11 protein-coding genes are annotated in these 17,367 nt (G+C 53.9%); 3 read left to right on the forward strand and 8 right to left on the reverse strand.

Annotation, left to right across the window (positions count from 1 at the left end; translation table 11 throughout):
- Positions 1 to 8 precede the first annotated feature (8 nt).
- Positions 9 to 1,721, reverse strand: coding sequence for a divalent metal cation transporter (locus Pr1d_RS21790; protein ID WP_148075501.1), 1,713 nt, complete (start codon positions 1,719 to 1,721; stop codon positions 9 to 11).
- A 186-nt stretch (positions 1,722 to 1,907) separates the two neighbouring features.
- Entirely contained in the window at positions 1,908 to 2,972 is a 1,065-nt protein-coding gene (arsS, locus tag Pr1d_RS21795) for an arsenosugar biosynthesis radical SAM (seleno)protein ArsS (protein ID WP_238476564.1), read from the reverse strand.
- Positions 2,973 to 3,104: 132 nt separating this feature from the next.
- Between arsS and Pr1d_RS21800 the strand changes: the two genes are divergently transcribed.
- The 3 genes from Pr1d_RS21800 (at position 3,105) to Pr1d_RS21810 (ending at position 8,987) form a co-directional block, all read left to right on the forward strand.
- Positions 3,105 to 3,881, forward strand: coding sequence for a glycosyl transferase family 2 (locus Pr1d_RS21800; RefSeq protein WP_148075502.1), 777 nt, complete (start codon positions 3,105 to 3,107; stop codon positions 3,879 to 3,881).
- Entirely contained in the window at positions 3,878 to 4,591 is a 714-nt protein-coding gene (locus Pr1d_RS21805) for a TIGR04282 family arsenosugar biosynthesis glycosyltransferase (RefSeq protein WP_148075503.1), read from the forward strand. The genes Pr1d_RS21800 and Pr1d_RS21805 overlap by 4 nt, the downstream gene beginning before the upstream one ends.
- Before the next feature lie 187 nt (positions 4,592 to 4,778).
- Complete coding sequence (locus Pr1d_RS21810; RefSeq protein WP_148075504.1) at positions 4,779 to 8,987, forward strand: beta strand repeat-containing protein; 4,209 nt, start codon at positions 4,779 to 4,781, stop codon at positions 8,985 to 8,987.
- A gap of 12 nt (positions 8,988 to 8,999) precedes the next feature.
- On the opposite strand, the gene Pr1d_RS21815 is transcribed toward Pr1d_RS21810, so the two are convergent.
- The 6 genes from Pr1d_RS21815 to Pr1d_RS21840 all read right to left on the reverse strand — a co-directional run bounded on the left by Pr1d_RS21815 (position 9,000) and on the right by Pr1d_RS21840 (position 17,168).
- Positions 9,000 to 10,514 carry a mercuric reductase gene (locus Pr1d_RS21815; RefSeq protein ID WP_148075505.1) on the reverse strand — a complete coding sequence of 505 codons (1,515 nt, stop codon included), beginning with the start codon at positions 10,512 to 10,514 and terminating at the stop codon, positions 9,000 to 9,002.
- Between the two features lie 147 nt (positions 10,515 to 10,661).
- Positions 10,662 to 11,417 (reverse strand): TVP38/TMEM64 family protein, encoded by a 756-nt coding sequence (locus tag Pr1d_RS21820; RefSeq protein ID WP_148075506.1) that lies wholly within the window; start codon positions 11,415 to 11,417, stop codon positions 10,662 to 10,664.
- A gap of 1 nt (position 11,418) precedes the next feature.
- Positions 11,419 to 12,252, reverse strand: coding sequence for a sterol desaturase family protein (locus Pr1d_RS21825; RefSeq protein WP_148075507.1), 834 nt, complete (start codon positions 12,250 to 12,252; stop codon positions 11,419 to 11,421).
- A 17-nt stretch (positions 12,253 to 12,269) separates the two neighbouring features.
- Positions 12,270 to 13,661 carry a hypothetical protein gene (locus Pr1d_RS21830; RefSeq protein WP_148075508.1) on the reverse strand — a complete coding sequence of 464 codons (1,392 nt, stop codon included), beginning with the start codon at positions 13,659 to 13,661 and terminating at the stop codon, positions 12,270 to 12,272.
- Between the two features lie 170 nt (positions 13,662 to 13,831).
- The gene (locus Pr1d_RS21835) at positions 13,832 to 14,446 is read right to left on the reverse strand and encodes a nucleotidyltransferase family protein (protein WP_148075509.1); all 615 of its coding nucleotides are present in this window, start codon (positions 14,444 to 14,446) and stop codon (positions 13,832 to 13,834) included.
- Positions 14,430 to 17,168: a molybdopterin cofactor-binding domain-containing protein gene (locus Pr1d_RS21840; RefSeq protein WP_148075510.1), complete on the reverse strand. Its 2,739-nt coding sequence runs from the start codon at positions 17,166 to 17,168 to the stop codon at positions 14,430 to 14,432. Before Pr1d_RS21840 ends, Pr1d_RS21835 begins: the two co-directional genes overlap by 17 nt.
- Positions 17,169 to 17,367 lie beyond the last annotated feature (199 nt).

Below are 17,367 nucleotides of genomic sequence, written 5' to 3' on the forward strand. Positions count from 1 at the left end.
CTCTGTGTTTAAGCAACCGCTTTCCGGCTACTCCGCATCAATTGGACAACAAGTACCAGGCCGATATACGCAGCCGCGAAGCCCAGCCCCGTGTATCCCCCCTTCTTCATGATGGCCGAGAGTCCCGCGCCGGTCGCCGCCAAGGCGGCAATGCTCATCAACACATTCCACACTACTCGTCGCACACCAGTGGGACGTTCTTTGCCCAATAGTGTTTCTTGATTCATCATTAGATAGAACGTGACATAAGCAATAGGCAGCAGCATCGCTCCGAAGACACCAGCCACCACAGTCAACCAAGCCTTGGCGTTTCCCTGCCAAATAAGAGGCCAGAACGCACCGTTGGCAGATAGCAAACACCCGAGCCGGAAGATCCAGCCGCGCGGCGGTATGTTGAACACTTCGCACACGACGAAACCAGATATTAACATCATCAACGAAATTGACGATAGCGTCATTCCGACCACGCCGATGCCGAATACGATATTCGAGAAGAATCGACCTCCTTCTCCTTTGTCATTGGCAAACAGTTGCTGGAGAGAATTGGCCAGATCGTACGTATCGCGTTTCACTAGCACGGCAGCTAACTCGGTCTCCGCGAGTGATGGCTCGCCGGAAAAATCATATTGCCCCGCTTTCCCAGCAGCCTCCCTTTCTCCCAAAATCGTCTGGTAGTCTTTTTGCAAACGAGGCGGAACCTGCACTTCGCCGTTGCTCACAATACATCCGGCTGGCAGCTTGGCGTGAAACTGAGTTGCTGCCGCAATCACGACGCAGCCTGTGACCAGTACGAAAGGAATAAACATGCCGGTGGACAAATCAAAGATTGTGAGTCCTCGGAAGTCCTTATCCCACCCACGTCCGAGCAACGTGTAGGGTAGCAGAAACGTCATATTGATCCCGACCGCAGCCGCACCTGCACTTAGCATCACATCGCGCTGCTGGCTTACGATCGAATCGCTCCAGTAAGCCCGCGCCGCAGGATCAGAAATTGCATTGAGCAGTGAATCAAAGGTACTGGAAGGATGGAAGAGGTGGTTGAATTTTGGGATAAACCCCGAAAAGACTGCCCCCCAATCGACCCCATCGCCTACCATCGACATCCTGATGACCACCCCAAAGAAGCACAACACGATCCCAGCTACCACACTCTTGAGCACTGTCTCATAGATCTTCACACCCACGCTACCGCTCCCGTAACTCCAGGTAACGAGAGTACACAGCACAAGTATCGCGATGGAGACCAACCACTTGCCTGCTTCGGTGGATTCGGTGCCGGCAGACAAGATGCCGTCTCCGAGGAAAATACCAGGAAATAGATTCTGCTCACAAACGGCGAAGCACAAAGAGTATTGCGGCATCGACCAAACCAAATTGGCCATCAATGAGGCCAACAGCCACGACCAACCCAGCACGGGGTTGATATGCGAGTTGATGGCACGGAAGGGTCGTTCGCCAGTCGAAAGGGTAACGTAGCCAATCGCACTCAGCATGATTACGCCCAGGATCATGGCGAAGGGCTGCACCCAAATCATGCTCACACCGGCCAAGATCCCCAGATATAAGCTGCTACCCATGGAGCCGCCGCCAAGGGTCATAGCACTCTGCATCCACCCTGGCCCCGAGAGTTTGGTGTAGGCCAGAAACTTCGCCAATCCCCCCTTGGCTTGCCCATCGAGAATTACTTGCCGATCAGCTTCTAACTGCAGGTCTTCCGACATATAAAAATCCGGTTTCTTAGTTGAGACAAGTGATCACTCAAGAAAAGGTGCAAATTCCATAAACTTGGGTATTTATGGTAACGATTTTGGCGATTCGAGGTAAGTTCCGAAAATAGAAATAGAACTACCGATTTTCACCCGTTGAGGGTGCTGCGGACGTTGGCACCGCGGAGCGCGGCTCCAAGCTTACGGTACTAAGCTTCCCTGGCACCCAGAGCCGGCACCCGCCGTGCAACCGAAGCAGTGCCTCCCCGTAACGATTTGCCGTTTTGCAAGTTCAGCAATATCGAGATCAAAAATGCTTTGCGCAGCTTTAGCGACCAACGGCAGTTCCAGCATCTGGTTGAAATCACAGTCGTACAGTCTTCCCTGCCAATCAACCGACAGCATCGAGCGGCACATCACTCCCTCTACCGCCCGGGGATTGAACGACTCGACCAGCTTCTGCATGTAGCTCTGGTATTGTCCCGACTGCAACAGATCGTCAAGAAACCGGCTGATGGGGAGATTGGTTATTGTGTAGAGCTTGGTGAACTCTATGCCGTACTGCTTACGTAGTTCACGGCGATAGTCTGCTTCAAGTTGAGCCTGAGACGGCGGCAGTGAAGGTCCGACGGGATTGTAAACCAATATCAAGGACAATGGGCTGTTGGGCTGACCATAGCCCAGTTCGTTCAGCCGCCGCAGGGCTTGAATCGATTTTTGAAAGACACCATCCCCACGCTGGCTGTCGCAATTCTCCTCGGTATAGCATGGCAATGAGGCGACGACCTCAACTTGATGGTGCGCCAAGAACTCCGGCAGACTTTCATAGCCCGGAGCAACCAGGATCGTGAGATTGCAGCGATCAATCACATGCCGACCCAACTGCCGAGCTTGTTCGACTATCCAATTGAAATTGGAGTTCATCTCAGGCGCACCACCTGTGATGTCGAGCGTACCGATGTCGCTTTCTCTCAACACTCGAATCACGGCTTCGGCAGTCTTCCGAGACATGCTCTCGCGGCGATCGGGCCCCGCATCGACATGACAATGTCGACAGGTCTGGTTGCAGAGCTTGCCAACGTTGACTTGCAGTACGTCAATACCATTCGCCTCGAGAGGCTCAAGTTCATTCTCAGCCAGAGTAGCAGCAAATGTTGGCAATGCATGTTCGTCCTGCGACTCCAAAATCGCGATCTGCTCCGAAGCCTCCGCCAGCGGGCTGTGTTGTCGTAAGAGTGAAAGTTGAATAATGGTAGGACTCCTCAAATCTTGCCTGTTGCCAGTGGTTGGCGATTGCTGGATCTTTCCTCCGCTCCGGACGCGTGAGATAGTGTAAGATGCAATTCTTAGCTCCAACTCTTGAAGCGACTTCCAGTTGGTTAGTTTTTGCCATCAACTATGCATCGAAGCCTATCAGAATCTGATTCTGACACACTCTCGCAAACGGCGAAAGCTCCCCATGATAAACTGAGCGAACTTGGACGCGTATCGGTAGTTATTCCCGTAGGACCAGGAGACAGCTCTTGGCGAACTCTACTAGGCTACTTATCCCAACTACCTAGTGAAGCGGAAGTGTGGCTCGTTGGCACCAAAGCCGAACCCTCCGATTTTACTTCTTTGACTAGTGAACTCGGCTTCAGTTGCAATATCGAATGGTTCTGTACCTCGGTGGGTCGCGCCCATCAGATGAATACCGGCGCGCAACTATCCAAGAAGGATTTCCTCTGGTTTCTCCATGCCGATAGCCAGTTCGACAACGTCGTACTGACTGCCTTGAATACTTCGCTTACGACATCTCCCGAGGCGGTCCACTTTTTCGATCTGCAATTTCAGCACGACGGACCCTCGATGGCACGCCTCAATGCCTGGGGAGTCTGGCTGCGGTCTCACATCTTGAAACTTCCCTTCGGAGACCAGGGACTGTGTATGAGCCGTGATACGTTTGATCAACTGGGTCGATTCCCCGAAGACGCGTCCTACGGAGAAGACCACCTGCTCGTTTGGCAGGCCCACCGGCATCGAATCACCCTGCGGGCAGTAAGCGCAACTCTTTCGACCAGTGCCCGCAAGTATCGATCGCAGGGTTGGCTCAAGACTACTTCGATTCATCTTTGGCGAACTTGGGCGCAGGCATTTCCCGAATTCATCGCTCTGTTGCGGAGTCGAATGCGATGAGTAGACAATCTGCCGCCGTTGCTGTGTTTGTCAAAACTCCAAGGCTTTCACCCATCAAGACGCGACTGGCCGCTGACATCGGGTTGGAACGAAGTGCAGAGTTTTACCACTTGTCAGTGACATGCATCGCGGCAACTGTCGCTGCGGTCGCCAAGTCTACGGGCGCCACTCCCTACTGGGCAGTGGCAGAGGAAGCAGGACTCGACGATCCACTTTGGCAGCAATTCCCCTGTGTCTCTCAAGGCGAGGGGGACTTGGGAGATCGGCTGCACAAAGTTTTTGACGAGTTGATTCTACAGCACACCGCAGTCGTTCTCATTGGGGCCGATTCTCCGCAACTGACTCCGACCATTCTGAAACATGCGATTCAATTTCTGATCGATCCACATGACCACTTCAATTATGTTTTGGGTCGCACCCATGATGGGGGTTTTTATCTATTTGGCTCAAATGCCCAGATTCAACAGGAGGCCTGGTCTACGATTCCCTACAGCACGGTAAACACTGCCGAATCTCTAGCTGCGAACCTTCTCCCTTCGGGTAACATTAGAGAACTTGCTCGACTTACCGACGTCGACGTGGTGGAGGATTTGGCAATCCTGAGAAATGAATTGCTCACGGTCTCCGCACAAGTTCCTGAGCAGATTTGCCTGCTTGAGTGGCTAGAGCAGACAATTGGCGATCTGCAAGGCAATTCTGACGTGCAATAATTACCTGCCGAAATGATTGATTCTGGCTCAGCGAATGTTCATAATCACAAGTGGGCTGAGCAATTAATCCTCTTATTCTCTTCATCCACTTCTCGAAACAACTTGAGGGACCTGCTTTGAACGTGTTGTCAGCATAACGAATCGTGCTGCTCTCTACTCCTTCTCCCAATCGAGAGAGGCAACCATTATGACTACCCGTCACACTACCAACTTTCTATTCCAATCCATGACGAGCGCGATGCTCTGGTGCTTTACCCTCGCCTCGCTTCCGTGTGCCTCGGCGATCGACTACAACTGGCAAGCCCTCTTCGTGCCTCCCAATCCGAATCCTTTCTACGACGGCAACTGGTCTTCTGTCGGGAATTGGGACCATGGCACTTTCATCCCTAGCACGGCCAACGACTCTGCCATCATTGGTCTCTCGGGTGTACCTGACTATGTGGTAACGCTTGACCTCGACACGCACATTGGAACTTTTGCACTTGATTCCGAGGATGCCACGTTCGATGCCGTGAGCAGGGTGTTTCGCGTCGATGGCATGAGCAATTTCAACAAAGGCATCGCCAATTGGGACAACAGTCAGGTATTGGACAGTGGCGCGGGAACACTGACTCAAAGCAAGCCAGCGACAATGAATGTCACTCGCACAGTGCTGATCGACACTGCTAATATCGATCTGCGGGGGACAGTTAACGTTCTGGCTGACGATTCCAACACGGCGCTCACCGTTACCCATGGGCTATCAAATCGTGGCTTGATCGATATCTCCACCGTTTCCACTAGCAGCTCTACGCTGAGTATTCCAAATGGAACCTTGGTCAACGACATTGTTGGAGGCATGAGCGGTGAACTGCGATTCAGTGGCGCTGGCACTGGGCAGCGACAGTTCAACGGCAGCCTGGACAACTCTCAATTCGTCCAAGTGCTGGCCGACACGGTCTTCGGCACAAATGGTTCGACCGTCACCAACACGGGCTCGTTCTTTGTGGCTCCCGATACCACGCTCACGATGACGGCTGGGAATCAGATCTTCAATCAAGATGCCGGAGAGCTTGTGGTCCAGGGCACGTTTAATCCCAGTTCCGCTACATTCAATTTCAACGGCGGCAATGTGGCTGACAATGCCAATACCAACCCGATTACTCTGACTAATTCTTCACTCAAGATTGGCCCCAGTGCTGGCTCAGGAAAGTTCATACTTCATAACACCAGCAGCTACAGTGGAAACTTGAAGGCAGTCCAATTCCTTACCATCCAAGGCACCACCGCCAGCACGTCTGTGACGGCCGCCACGGGCTTCACCAACAACAGTACCCTCACCATTGAGACCACCGGTGGCGGGGTAACACAGCTAGCGATCACCAGCGGAACTCTAACCAATCAGGCTGCCGGCATCATCAATTTCGATGGCTCTACAAGTATGCGCAGGTTCCAAGGCGATCTCGATAACCTGGGGACCGTCAATGTGAATGGCGATACAGACTTCAATCGCAATGGCGACACCTTCACCAACATGAACGCTTTCAACGTTGCCACCGACGCAACGCTCCTGATGCAGATTGGAAATCAAACATTCAATCAGGATGCCGGCACGCTGGATATCCAGGGCACCTTCAATCCCAGTTCTGCCACCTTCAACTTCAATGGTGGCGACGTCACAGGGAACTCGATGGTGCTCACCAATTCAACGCTGAACATCGCACCTACTGCCGGCAGTGGGTCTTTTGTACTTCGCAATACCAGCAACTTCAGTGGGAATCTGCAACCAGGGCAAACAGTGAGTGTTCAAGGAACCGCTAGCAGCACATCTGTCACGGCCGCCACGGGGTTCACTAACAATAGTACCCTCACCATCGAGACTACCGGTGGCGGGGCGACACAGTTGGCGATTACCAGCGGAACTCTGACCAATCAGACAGCCGGCATCATCAACTTCGAAGGCCCTGCAAGTATACGCAGGTTCCAAGGCGATCTCGATAACCGTGGGACCGTCAATGTGAATGGCGATACGGATTTCAATCGCAATGGCGACACCTTCACCAACATGAACGCTTTCAATGTTGCCGCTGGCGCCACGCTCACCGTGGCAACCGGCAACCAAATCTTTAACCAAGACGCAGGTACACTCGACGTGCAAGGGACATTCAATCCCAGCTCTGCCACCTTCAACTTCAATGGTGGCGACGTCACAGGGAACTCGATGGTGCTCACCAACTCAACGCTGAACATCGCACCTACCGCTGGCAGTGGTTCGTTTGTACTTCGCAACACCAGCAACTTCAGTGGTGACCTACAACCGGGACAGCTGCTCACCATTCAAGGCACTGCTAGCAGCACGGCTGTCACGGCCGCCACGGGTTTCACTAACAATAGTACCCTCACCATCGAGACCACCGGTGGCGGGTCGACACAGTTGGCGATCACCAGTGGAACTCTAACCAATCAGGCTGCTGGCATCATCAACTTTGATGGCTCTGCAAGTATACTCAGGTTCCAGGGCGATCTCGACAACCTGGGGACCGTCAATGTGAATGGCGATACGGATTTCAATCGTAATGGCGACACCTTTACCAATATGAACGCCTTCAACGTTGCCATCTACGCAACGCTCTCGATGCAGATTGGAAATCAAACATTCAATCAGGATGCCGGCACACTGAATATCCAGGGCACCTTCAATCCCAGTTCTGTCACCTTCAACTTCAATGGTGGCGACGTCACAGGGAACTCGATGGTGCTCACCAACTCAACGCTGAACATCGCACCTACCGCTGGCAGTGGGTCTTTTCTACTTCGCAACACCAGCAACTTTAGTGGTGACCTACAACCGGGACAGCTGCTCACCATTCAAGGAACCGCTAGCAGCACGGCTGTCACGGCCGCTACGGGTTTCACTAACAACAGCACCCTCACCATTGAAACCACCGGTGGCGGGGTAACACAGCTAGCGATCACCAGCGGAACTCTGACCAATCAGGCTGCCGGCATCATCAACTTCGATGGCTCTGCAAGTGTTCGTCGGTTCCAAGGCGATCTCGATAACCTGGGGACCGTCAATGTGAATGGCGATACGGATTTCAATCGCAATGGGGATACCTTTACCAATATGAACGCCTTCAACGTTGCCGCTGGCGCAACGCTCTCGATGCAGATTGGAAATCAAACATTCAATCAGGATGCTGGCACGCTGGATATCCAGGGCACCTTCAATCCCAGTTCTGCCACCTTCAACTTCAATGGTGGCGACGTCACAGGGAACTCGATGGTGCTCACCAACTCAACGCTGAACATCGCACCTACCGCTGGCAGTGGGTCTTTTCTACTTCGCAACACCAGCAACTTTAGTGGTGACCTACAACCGGGACAGCTGCTCACCATTCAAGGAACCGCTAGCAGCACGGCTGTCACGGCCGCTACGGGTTTCACTAACAACAGCACCCTCACCATTGAGACCACTGGTGGCGGTAGTTCGCTGCTCACTCTCTCAGGAGGTGTTCTGACGAATCAATCGGGCGGGACACTTACCTTCGGGGGCACAGGTACTGGAATCCGCGAGCTTCGTGGCGGACTCGACAACCGTGGAGAGATTGAAGTTGACGTCGATGCGAGAATCGGCGCCACCGGTCAGACGCATCTTAATTCGGGTGAATTCAACTTGTCGGCAACGGCGATGATAGTGGGCGACTCGTTCACCAATGAACCCGGCGGTGTGATTCAAGGCAATGGCGAGTTGAACGTCGTAGCGACGACATTTCTCAACAGCGGAGACATCGCTCCGGGAGATTCGGCTGGTACTCTAACCATTACAGGGGATGCCCCTTTTGATGCGACCGGTTCGCTTTCGATTGAGTTGAATGGTCTTGCTGCAGGATCCGAGCATGACCAACTCATCGTGACCGGTATGGCCTCCCTGTCAGGAACTTTGAATCTTGCTCTCCTCGGATTCACTCCTGCCGCCGGGAACACGTTTACGATTCTCACAGCTGGCACCCGGACAGGCACCTTCGACTCGGTCAACGGCAATCCGGGCGGAGGCCTTTTCTATGATGTGCAATATTTGGCAGATCAAGTCGTGGTCGAGTTAGTCTCCGCACTCCCCGGCGATTTCGACTTTGATGGCGACATCGATGGCTATGATTTTATCATCTGGCAGCGCGGCGATTCACCGAATCCACTCAGCCCAAGTGACCTCGCCGCGTGGCACGCAAGCTATGGCACGTCACTAGTTGTGGCATCAACTGCGGTGCCTGAACCCTCAACTTGGATCGTTCTTTTGATGGGCACCTCGACACTGCAGTTGCGCCGCAAGATCGTGTGTCCGTCACTCAACAAGCAAACTAGCCGGAGGCAAGCCTGCCTCCGGGATTCCTCCCGGACCGCGTGGCGGTCCGGCTAGGTAGTTCTGCGCTCACCGCGTCCATCCCAGCCATGTTTCCATGAGCCACTTCACCAGTGGTGTCAGTCGCGTTTTGTTGTACTGATCTCCCAACCTGCGAATCGCTTCGGTTTGGGTCGGATACGGATGAATCGTGCTGCCGATTTTCTTCAGCCCCACGTCGGCAGTCATCGCTAGCGTGATCTCTGCGATTAGTTCGCCAGCATGTTGAGCGACAATCGTCGCGCCAACGATCTTATCTGTGCCCCGTTTGACGTGCACTTTCGCAAAACCCGCTTCCTCACTTTCCAGAATTGCGCGATCCACATCTTGCAAGGGTTGCACGAACGTATCCACTTCGATGCCCTTGGCTCGCGCATCCTTTTCAGACATGCCGACATGGGCAACTTCCGGCGAAGTATAGGTACACCAGGGAATCGTGAGCTTCGATTGTTTCGCTCGCCCCATAAAAAGTGCATTCTGGATTACGATCCGGGCCATGAAATCCGCCGCATGAGTGAACTTGTATTTCGAGCAAATGTCTCCTGCCGCATAAATCCGCGGATTGGAAGTTTGTAGATAGTCGTTGACCTGGACCCCTTTCTCGTTGTAGTCCACGCCTACTGCATCCAGGTTGAGATCTTCCACATTCGGCTTGCGACCCACTGCCACGAGCAGTTGGTCGAGTCGTTCGTCGTATGATTTAGCATGCGAATCAACCGTGAGGCGCGGCTTACCCTGCTCAGCCTTTATCTCCAACTTCTTACCACAGCAGAGGAGTGTCACCTTGTCATTGACCAGTGCCTGCTGGACGATCTCTGCCGCATCGCGATCTTCCTGGGGAAGAATTCCATGCTCGGCTTCAACGAGAAACACTTGCGACCCAAGCCGGGCAAAGGCTTGAGCCATTTCACACCCGATCGGCCCGGCACCGATAATGCCCAATCGCCTGGGCAACTCGGTGAGTGAGAACAGCGATTCGTTTGTGAGATAGTCAACCGAATCGAGCCCGGCAATCGGCGGTGCCGCCGCCCGGGCACCCGTGGCAATGACAGCCCGTTTGAATAAAAGTTTCTGGCCATCAACTTCTAATGTGCTGGAATCGACGAACCGACCTTGTCCAAAATACACATCCACGCCAAGTTCTTGAAACCGTCTCGCGGAATCGTTTGGACTTATTTTTGCTCGCAATCGCCGCATCCTCTCCATAACGGCGGCAAAATCGATCTTGTCCGTCGTGGCACTTATTCCGAACTCGCCGGCAGAACATACGGCTGCCGCTGCCCTCGCAGCAGCGATGATAGCCTTGGAGGGAACACACCCCACGTTGAGGCAATCTCCTCCCATCAGGCCGCGCTCGATCAATGCAACCTTGGCTCCCAAACCCGCCGCCCCTGCCGCTGTGACAAGCCCCGCCGTACCCGCTCCGATCACGACGAGATTGTAGCGACCCGCTGGAGTCGGATTCTGCCACTGAGAAGGATGGACGTTCGACTCCAATTCATCATTGAAAGGGCCATCAGGTTTTAGAATGGATTCGTAGGTCATGTGGAGTTCTATGCGTTAAGGTTCTGTGATGCATTCCATCAAAAAGGCAAGGAATAGGCCGCGGAGAAACGCGGATCTAACGTATCGACGCGGATTAGAAGGAAACCCTACATTCCCCTCCGCGTAAATCCGCTTGATCCGTGTTCATCAGCGTTTCATTTCTTTCCCCTCAGTATCGACCGATGGGACTTTGCCAAAATACCGCAGGATCCACCGTACGACCAACGGAAAGACACCCAAGAGTACAAACGCGGTACCCAAACGTGTTAATTGTGTTCCTGAAAAAGCAGCACCGACACCTTCTTCCGCGAGCTTTTGCAGGGAGGGGACACTCGACCCGGCATAAACATAGACGCATGTCCCCGCTAACATCCCCAGTTGGCTCACCCACCAATAGGTCCAAGTCTTGAGGGGCGTCAGACCCATCACCGCATTGATGACGAAAAATGGAACTGCCGGGATTAACCGTAGGGTAAACAGATAAAAAGCCCCGTCGCGCTCAAGCATCTTATTGAACTTCTCAAGTCGCTCACCAAAACGACTTTGAACCGCATCGCGAAATAGATATCGACTCAACAGGAACGCGATCGTCGCTCCCGTGGTCGACGCAAAACTCACGAGTACTACGCCTCGCCAAAACCCGAAGAACCACCCAACAAAGAGCGTCAACACGGTCGCTCCTGGCAAGGACAAGCCGGTAACTCCCGCGTAGACGGCGAATGCAACGAAATACGAAAAAATAGGATTGTGTTCTTGAAAGTCTCGGAGCCGGGCTTCCTGCTCGGCCATCGCCTCCAGTGTCAACACATCCCGCAAAAGAAAATAGCCAACGCCGATCGCCCCTGCCAATGTGAGGAAGAGAACGAGTTTGAGTCGTGACTTCGGTCCGTTAGTATCCGGCATGCTATTCTTGTGGTTCTTCAGAAGTTGGGGAGGGATCCGTAGTAAACGGCAACGCCAACATCCAGTGCAACCTTTCAGCCTGTTGCTCATCGCGAATCTGCTTCAAGCCTATGGTCATACCCAAGTGTCCGTCTTGCGGTTGAGCACGATAAGTGCGAAAGAGCCGGTCCCACCACGGAAGATTAAAACCATAGTTGCTATTCGTCTCCCGCTCGCGCCAGGAATGATGTACTCGATGCATATCGGGGGTAACGACTAGCCAGCGCAACACGGCATCGATACCCAACGCAAGTTGAACATTACTATGATTGAACATCGAGGTCGCATTCAAGAGTACTTCGAATGCAACAACAGCTACCGGCGGCGCACCCAGCAGGACAATCGCTACAGCCTTGATTCCCAAGGAGAGAAAGATCTCTATCGTGTGAAAACGCAGACCGGTGGTAACGTCTATGTCTAGATCGGCGTGATGGACTAAATGAAACCTCCACAAGAATGGCACCAAGTGAAACAAGACATGTTGCCAATAGATGACCAAATCTAGCAGGATGACGGAGACAAGCACTGCAAGCCAGTAGGGCGTCTCAAGCCAATGAAAGAGCCCCCAATCCTTGGATTGAGCCAGATAGGTGACACCGACTAATCCCATCGGTACAAGAAATCTCAGCGAGAGAGTATTGAGAACTACCAGCCCCAGATTGCTTCCCCAACGGGGAGTCTTCGACGTGCTTAAGGAGCGACGCGGAGCCAATAGCTCCCATAGTGTCATCACAGCAAACACGGCAACAAATGAACCCAAGCGAATGGCGGCCGCAGATTCAATCTGGGTTGTCATATTGGTTGCAACTAGATTTACTTCGAGACAGAAGATATTGCGTTCTCCGTCGCGTCCGCTTCGGAAGGCCCAGAAACATCGATGACCCAGTGCCCGATGAGCGAATGTCGTTCGTAGGAGAGCAAGTACAAGTGTATCAGATTGGGATCGGTCTCGTCGCGATGAATCACCGGCCCATCAATCGCAAAGCTATGGTGGTCGATCCAGCGATCCTGTTCGTCCAGCAGCAGGCTGAAATATCCCGTCTTACTGGGAGGATCTTCCGTGAGAGCCGTATAGTCCTGATAGAAAGGCGGCACGCCGATACCCATTGGCATATACAGACCCTTGGGGTAGTCATCCGTCGATAGCTGAGGTATCGACTCGATATCGATCCCACCGACCAGAAAACGCACCTTGCCAGGATGCTTACTACTGGAGAACATTAGTTCCAATTCGTCGCGCAGTTCATCCGAGGCCGGAGTGCGGACTTTGCGCAACACAGCTCTCTCGAACTTTTCCAATCTTTGGTATTCATTTTCCCAAGGATGGTCGACCGAGTAACGCCCCGGCGGAATGAAGCTGGCATACCGAACCTCTTGAGGTTTGTAGAAATCACCCCAGGTGCGAATGTTCTCAGCCACGGTTGTCCGACGTTTGCGTACCTGCTCTCCTGCAATCATTAGCGGTTCATCAGGATCGAACTTGGCCAATGGCACCCATTCTTGCTCCACCTCGCGGAGTGTATCCAAGTGCATTGCCATCCCGGCAGGATCAAACCAATGCTCCAGATAGTACCAGTGCTTCGAATACGCAAGTCCCGTGTTGTGTTCGAAGATCTCTTTGTAGAGTCCCAGGGGAAAAGTGAACCATCCCTGATAATACATTTTCTTCTGGCCATCTTGCTCGACGGTTAGAATCAACTCCCAGAGCCCTGCATTAAGACAGTTCTTTGCCAATGCGACCGAATAGAGATTCTCAACTTCCCAGCCATTGCCGCCGCTCACTTCCACATGCCCGTCTTCAGGCCCGCCGAAATAAACCTGCTGGCGATTCCATTCTCGATCGGTCAGCGCAATCCGCTCCAGACCTGGGTCCTCTTTGGTCCACTCAGGCAAGCTGGGAGTCATTAGACTTACGTCGACGTCTTTGACGATGACTTTCGCTACCTGGTCGTGTAGCGGCTCAAAGACGAAGTCGAAATGCGTGTCATCCTTGCGAACCAGTTTGAGGCGCCTTCCCTGATACTCGGTGAGCCATTCGCTACGCCCAGCCGGATCCTCGGGATACTCAGCATTGGTAAACTCCGTGACGGGCACGTCCATTACCTCCGCCACTTGGTAGCGATAGTAGGTACGAACTACGATCGCAATCATCACCACTACTACCAGAATCGCGAGGGCCAAAAACAATCGCTTGAATGTAAACATAATAGTGCGCTCCGATATCTCATTCAGTGCCTGGCTGAATCTTAGCGCTCGACCTATGCAGAGAAAGAAGTTCTCCGAATCTTCTCAGGTGGCATCCAGGCAACCTGCAACCTACAACAAATCAAGTAAATGTTAAAGATGAAGCAGACGAAATGCCTGCTATCTGGTTGTCATTCCACGATAGCCTGATTGACCGTATCGATATCTTGTACCACCGCTGCATCCTCAACGGTCACGCGGAGACATCGTTCGGGGTATTGATTCCAGAATCCTCGCAATCCGTCGGGACATTCAGCGGCAAGCAACTCGCGAATCAGCGGGGCGGGCAGCAATACCGGATGCCCCCCCTGCCCTTGATACTCTGGCATCACAGCTTTGGTGGGTTGCTCGGTCGCGATGGCCAGCAATAACATGAGAGTCGCTGGTGAAACATGGGGGTGATCACCCAGCTGTAGAAGTACGCTGGCCTTTCCATCAATGTTCTGTGCTGCATGTAGACCCACTTGGAGTGAGTGAAACATGGGCGCGTCGGCATCCGCAAGCACGGGTTGAAACTCGCGGTCACCCAACACGGCGGTTACTTCCTCGGCCCGATGACCCACCACAATGATCATCTTCCGACATACAGCAGCGACTGAATCAAACGCCGCCGCCACGAGGGGTTTTTCGCCTGACGCAGTGGTTACGAGATGCAATTGCTTGCGACCGCCCATCCGCCTGCCGCGGCCCGCTGCGAGCAACACACCAATCGGTTGATTGCTCACCACGTCACTTTGCTCGACCATTGCGCATCGCTTGTGGCTTGGTGATGGCCAGCGCCGCTGGGGAATCACTCATCGGCAGGCTGCGCCGTACGACGCCGTCATATTTATAAAGCGCCCCCGCGATGGCCGGAGCTGTCGGCACGAGGCCAATCTCTCCCACGCCGCGAGCACCAAACGGGCACTCCGGATCGGGCTCTTCGACGAAAATCAACTCCATCTCTGGCATCTGGTGGCTCCGCAGCACACCACAGTCGTTCATTTTCTTGGCTTGGATAACACCCCCATCGCTCTGGAAATCCTCCGTCAACGCATAGCCGATTCCCATGTGCAGCGAGCCGTACATCTGCCCTTCGAGTTGCACGGGGTTCAGCACCCGCCCCACATCGTGAGCAGCAACCATTTTTGCCAAGCGTCCGTTCTCATCGAGAATCGCAACTTGCGTAGCAAACCCATAGGTAAGATGGGTCTTCGGACCGCCCGGTTTGTCGACGTGGTAACCGAGCTTGCTGGTGTAATCGCAAACCCACTCTCCCTGATACACCTGGCCAACAAGTTGCGAAAGCGTCTTGCCGCCGTCGAGCGCGTTCTTGAGCATCTCACCTGCCGCGGCAATTGAATTGCCAGCCAGCACGGTGGCGCGACTGGCTGTTGTTTGTCCGCAATCAAGTTGCAAGGTTGTATCGGTGGAAACCGTAAAATACTCTGGTGGGAGCCCCGTTGCTTCCACCGCGAATTGGATGCACAGAGTAAATAACCCCTGCCCCATTTCAGTGAAACCCGTGCGGATATGGATCGTTCCTTCATCCTCGACCGTTAGTGCCGCGCGACCAATATCCGGCATGCCGTTGCCGATGCCGACATTCTTGATACCGCAAGCGATCCCCGCGTAGGGGGCACTCTTGTAGATCTCGCGCACTGCTTCGAGCGTTTTTCGCAGGCCAAATGGCTTGTCGAGAATCTGGCCCGTCGCAAATGCTTCACCAGGTTCGAGAATATTGCGATCTCGCATATCGTAGGCATCGATGCCAACCTTCTCGGCGAGCCGGTCGAGCAATCCTTCGATCGCAAACGCCGCCTGATTTGCACCAAACCCTCGCATCGCGCCACAGGGAGGGTTGTTCGTGTAGACGGCCAGTGACTCCATGTCGACTGCCGGCACACGGTAGGGACCGGTACAATGGCCACCGGCCCGTTCGAGAACCTTGGCACCGACCGACGCATAGGCCCCCTTGTCGCCGATAATCCGCGCCTGCACGGCAGTGATGTGCCCCTCGGAATCGCAACCGACCTTGTAATCCAATTCAATCGGATGCCGCTTGGGATGAATCCGAAAACTTTCAGGACGCGTAAGTGTCAACTTCACGGGGCGACCTACCAACCATGCCATCAATGCCGTCTGGGCTTGAATCGACATGTCTTCCTTGCCCCCAAACGCGCCACCGTTGCTCACGAGTTCAACTTGTACGCGTGACGGATCAATCCCCAGCACAGAAGAAATCTGACGCTGATCGTCAAACACTCCTTGGCCCTGAGTGTAAACAAACAGTGAGCGAGCCGGGTCGTCCTCGACCCCGGTCGGGGCGCCATTCGGGGAGCCAGTCGGGGCGGGGGACCGCCCGGCTCGCTCATCGGTGGGGATCACCAAACACGCTTCCGGCTCGAGGAATAAATGTTCAATTCGCTGGGTGACGTAAGAGTCCTCAATAATAAACGCCGAGTTTCGGAACCCCTCCTCGATATCTCCCCGCTTGAGCGACGATTTACTCAGCAAGTTCGACTCTAAATGAGGATGCACTCGTGGAGCATCTGGCTCAAGTGCCGCGCGGGGACTTGTTACCGGCTCGAGAACTTCGTATTCGATGTCAATCAATTCCGCAGCACGGCGCGCTAATCGTTGATTCTCCGCAACCACTCCTGCAATCACATCTCCCGTGCACCGAGTCACATCACCTATGCCGACAAAGACGGGCCAATCTTTGGCAATGAGACCTACCAAGGGATCGCCCGGCACATCGGCAGCAGTTACCACGCGATGGACGCCAGCAAGGTCAAGCGCGCGACTGGCATCAATGGACAGGATCTTGGCACGGGGATGATCGGTCAGCCGCACCGCTCCGTAGAGCATGTCTGGCACAGTCATGTCGTCGATAAACTTGCGATCCCCTAACACGGCGTCGTGACCCGTAAAGCGCGGCAGGTTGGTCCCCACCTTGCCCGATAAATCCGCCGCCGTCGGCTCGGGTAGTTTTTCACCACGGCGAAGCTTGGCATATTGCTCGATGCTATCGACGATCTGGGTATAGCCCGTACAGCGACAGAGGTGTGGCTTAAGAGCCGTGGCGATTTCTTCTCGCGATGGTTCGGGATTCTTGTCGCATAAACCCACACCCCGCATGGCCATACCGGGAATACAGAATCCACACTGCACACCGCCGCATTGCACAAAGGAATCGGCTATCTGCTGGCGGTGTTGCTCGTCGAGTCCTTCGAGCGTGGTGATCGATTTGCCAGCAGCCTTAACGGGTTTGATGGCGCATGATAGCACCGGCTTGTCGTCCATCAGAATCGTGCAGCAACCACATTGTGCCTGGGGTTGGCAGCCATTCTTGGGAGAGGTGATCCCCAGATAGTCGCGCAGCACATCCAACAGGGTCAGCTCATCATCCGCAGGAAGCTGAACTTCGACGTCGGCCCCATTGACCTGACAAGCGAGCGTGAGAGAGTTTTCGGTGACAGTAGCCACGAGTGTTGGCCTCCCTAATGAGTGAATACGATGGTCGTGTGAATGTGGAAAACCGCTTGGCAGTTTCCGCCTTCAGCCAACCAAGTTTGGGATCGCAGTGGCCAACTCTTGCCCGGCCAGCTGCCGGACTATCCTTCCACTAGCTCTAGTTTGCCATAGAACCCGTCGCTAGACAAGCAGAATGTGGTTGTTCCGCATA

This window comes from Bythopirellula goksoeyrii (assembly GCF_008065115.1).
GTDB classification, from domain to species: Bacteria; Planctomycetota; Planctomycetia; order Pirellulales; family Lacipirellulaceae; genus Bythopirellula; species Bythopirellula goksoeyrii.

Excerpts from the sequence above, each read along its gene's own strand:
- Pr1d_RS21790 (WP_148075501.1), bottom strand. The coding sequence starts at position 1,721 with ATGTCGGAAGACCTGCAGTTAGAAGCTGATCGGCAAGTAATTCTCGAT.
- Pr1d_RS21800 (WP_148075502.1), top strand. The coding sequence starts at position 3,105 with ATGCATCGAAGCCTATCAGAATCTGATTCTGACACACTCTCGCAAACG.
- Pr1d_RS21805 (WP_148075503.1), top strand. The coding sequence starts at position 3,878 with ATGAGTAGACAATCTGCCGCCGTTGCTGTGTTTGTCAAAACTCCAAGG.
- Pr1d_RS21810 (WP_148075504.1), top strand. The coding sequence starts at position 4,779 with ATGACTACCCGTCACACTACCAACTTTCTATTCCAATCCATGACGAGC.
- Pr1d_RS21815 (WP_148075505.1), bottom strand. The coding sequence starts at position 10,514 with ATGACCTACGAATCCATTCTAAAACCTGATGGCCCTTTCAATGATGAA.
- Pr1d_RS21820 (WP_148075506.1), bottom strand. The coding sequence starts at position 11,417 with ATGCCGGATACTAACGGACCGAAGTCACGACTCAAACTCGTTCTCTTC.
- Pr1d_RS21825 (WP_148075507.1), bottom strand. The coding sequence starts at position 12,252 with ATGACAACCCAGATTGAATCTGCGGCCGCCATTCGCTTGGGTTCATTT.
- Pr1d_RS21830 (WP_148075508.1), bottom strand. The coding sequence starts at position 13,661 with ATGTTTACATTCAAGCGATTGTTTTTGGCCCTCGCGATTCTGGTAGTA.
- Pr1d_RS21835 (WP_148075509.1), bottom strand. The coding sequence starts at position 14,446 with ATGGTCGAGCAAAGTGACGTGGTGAGCAATCAACCGATTGGTGTGTTG.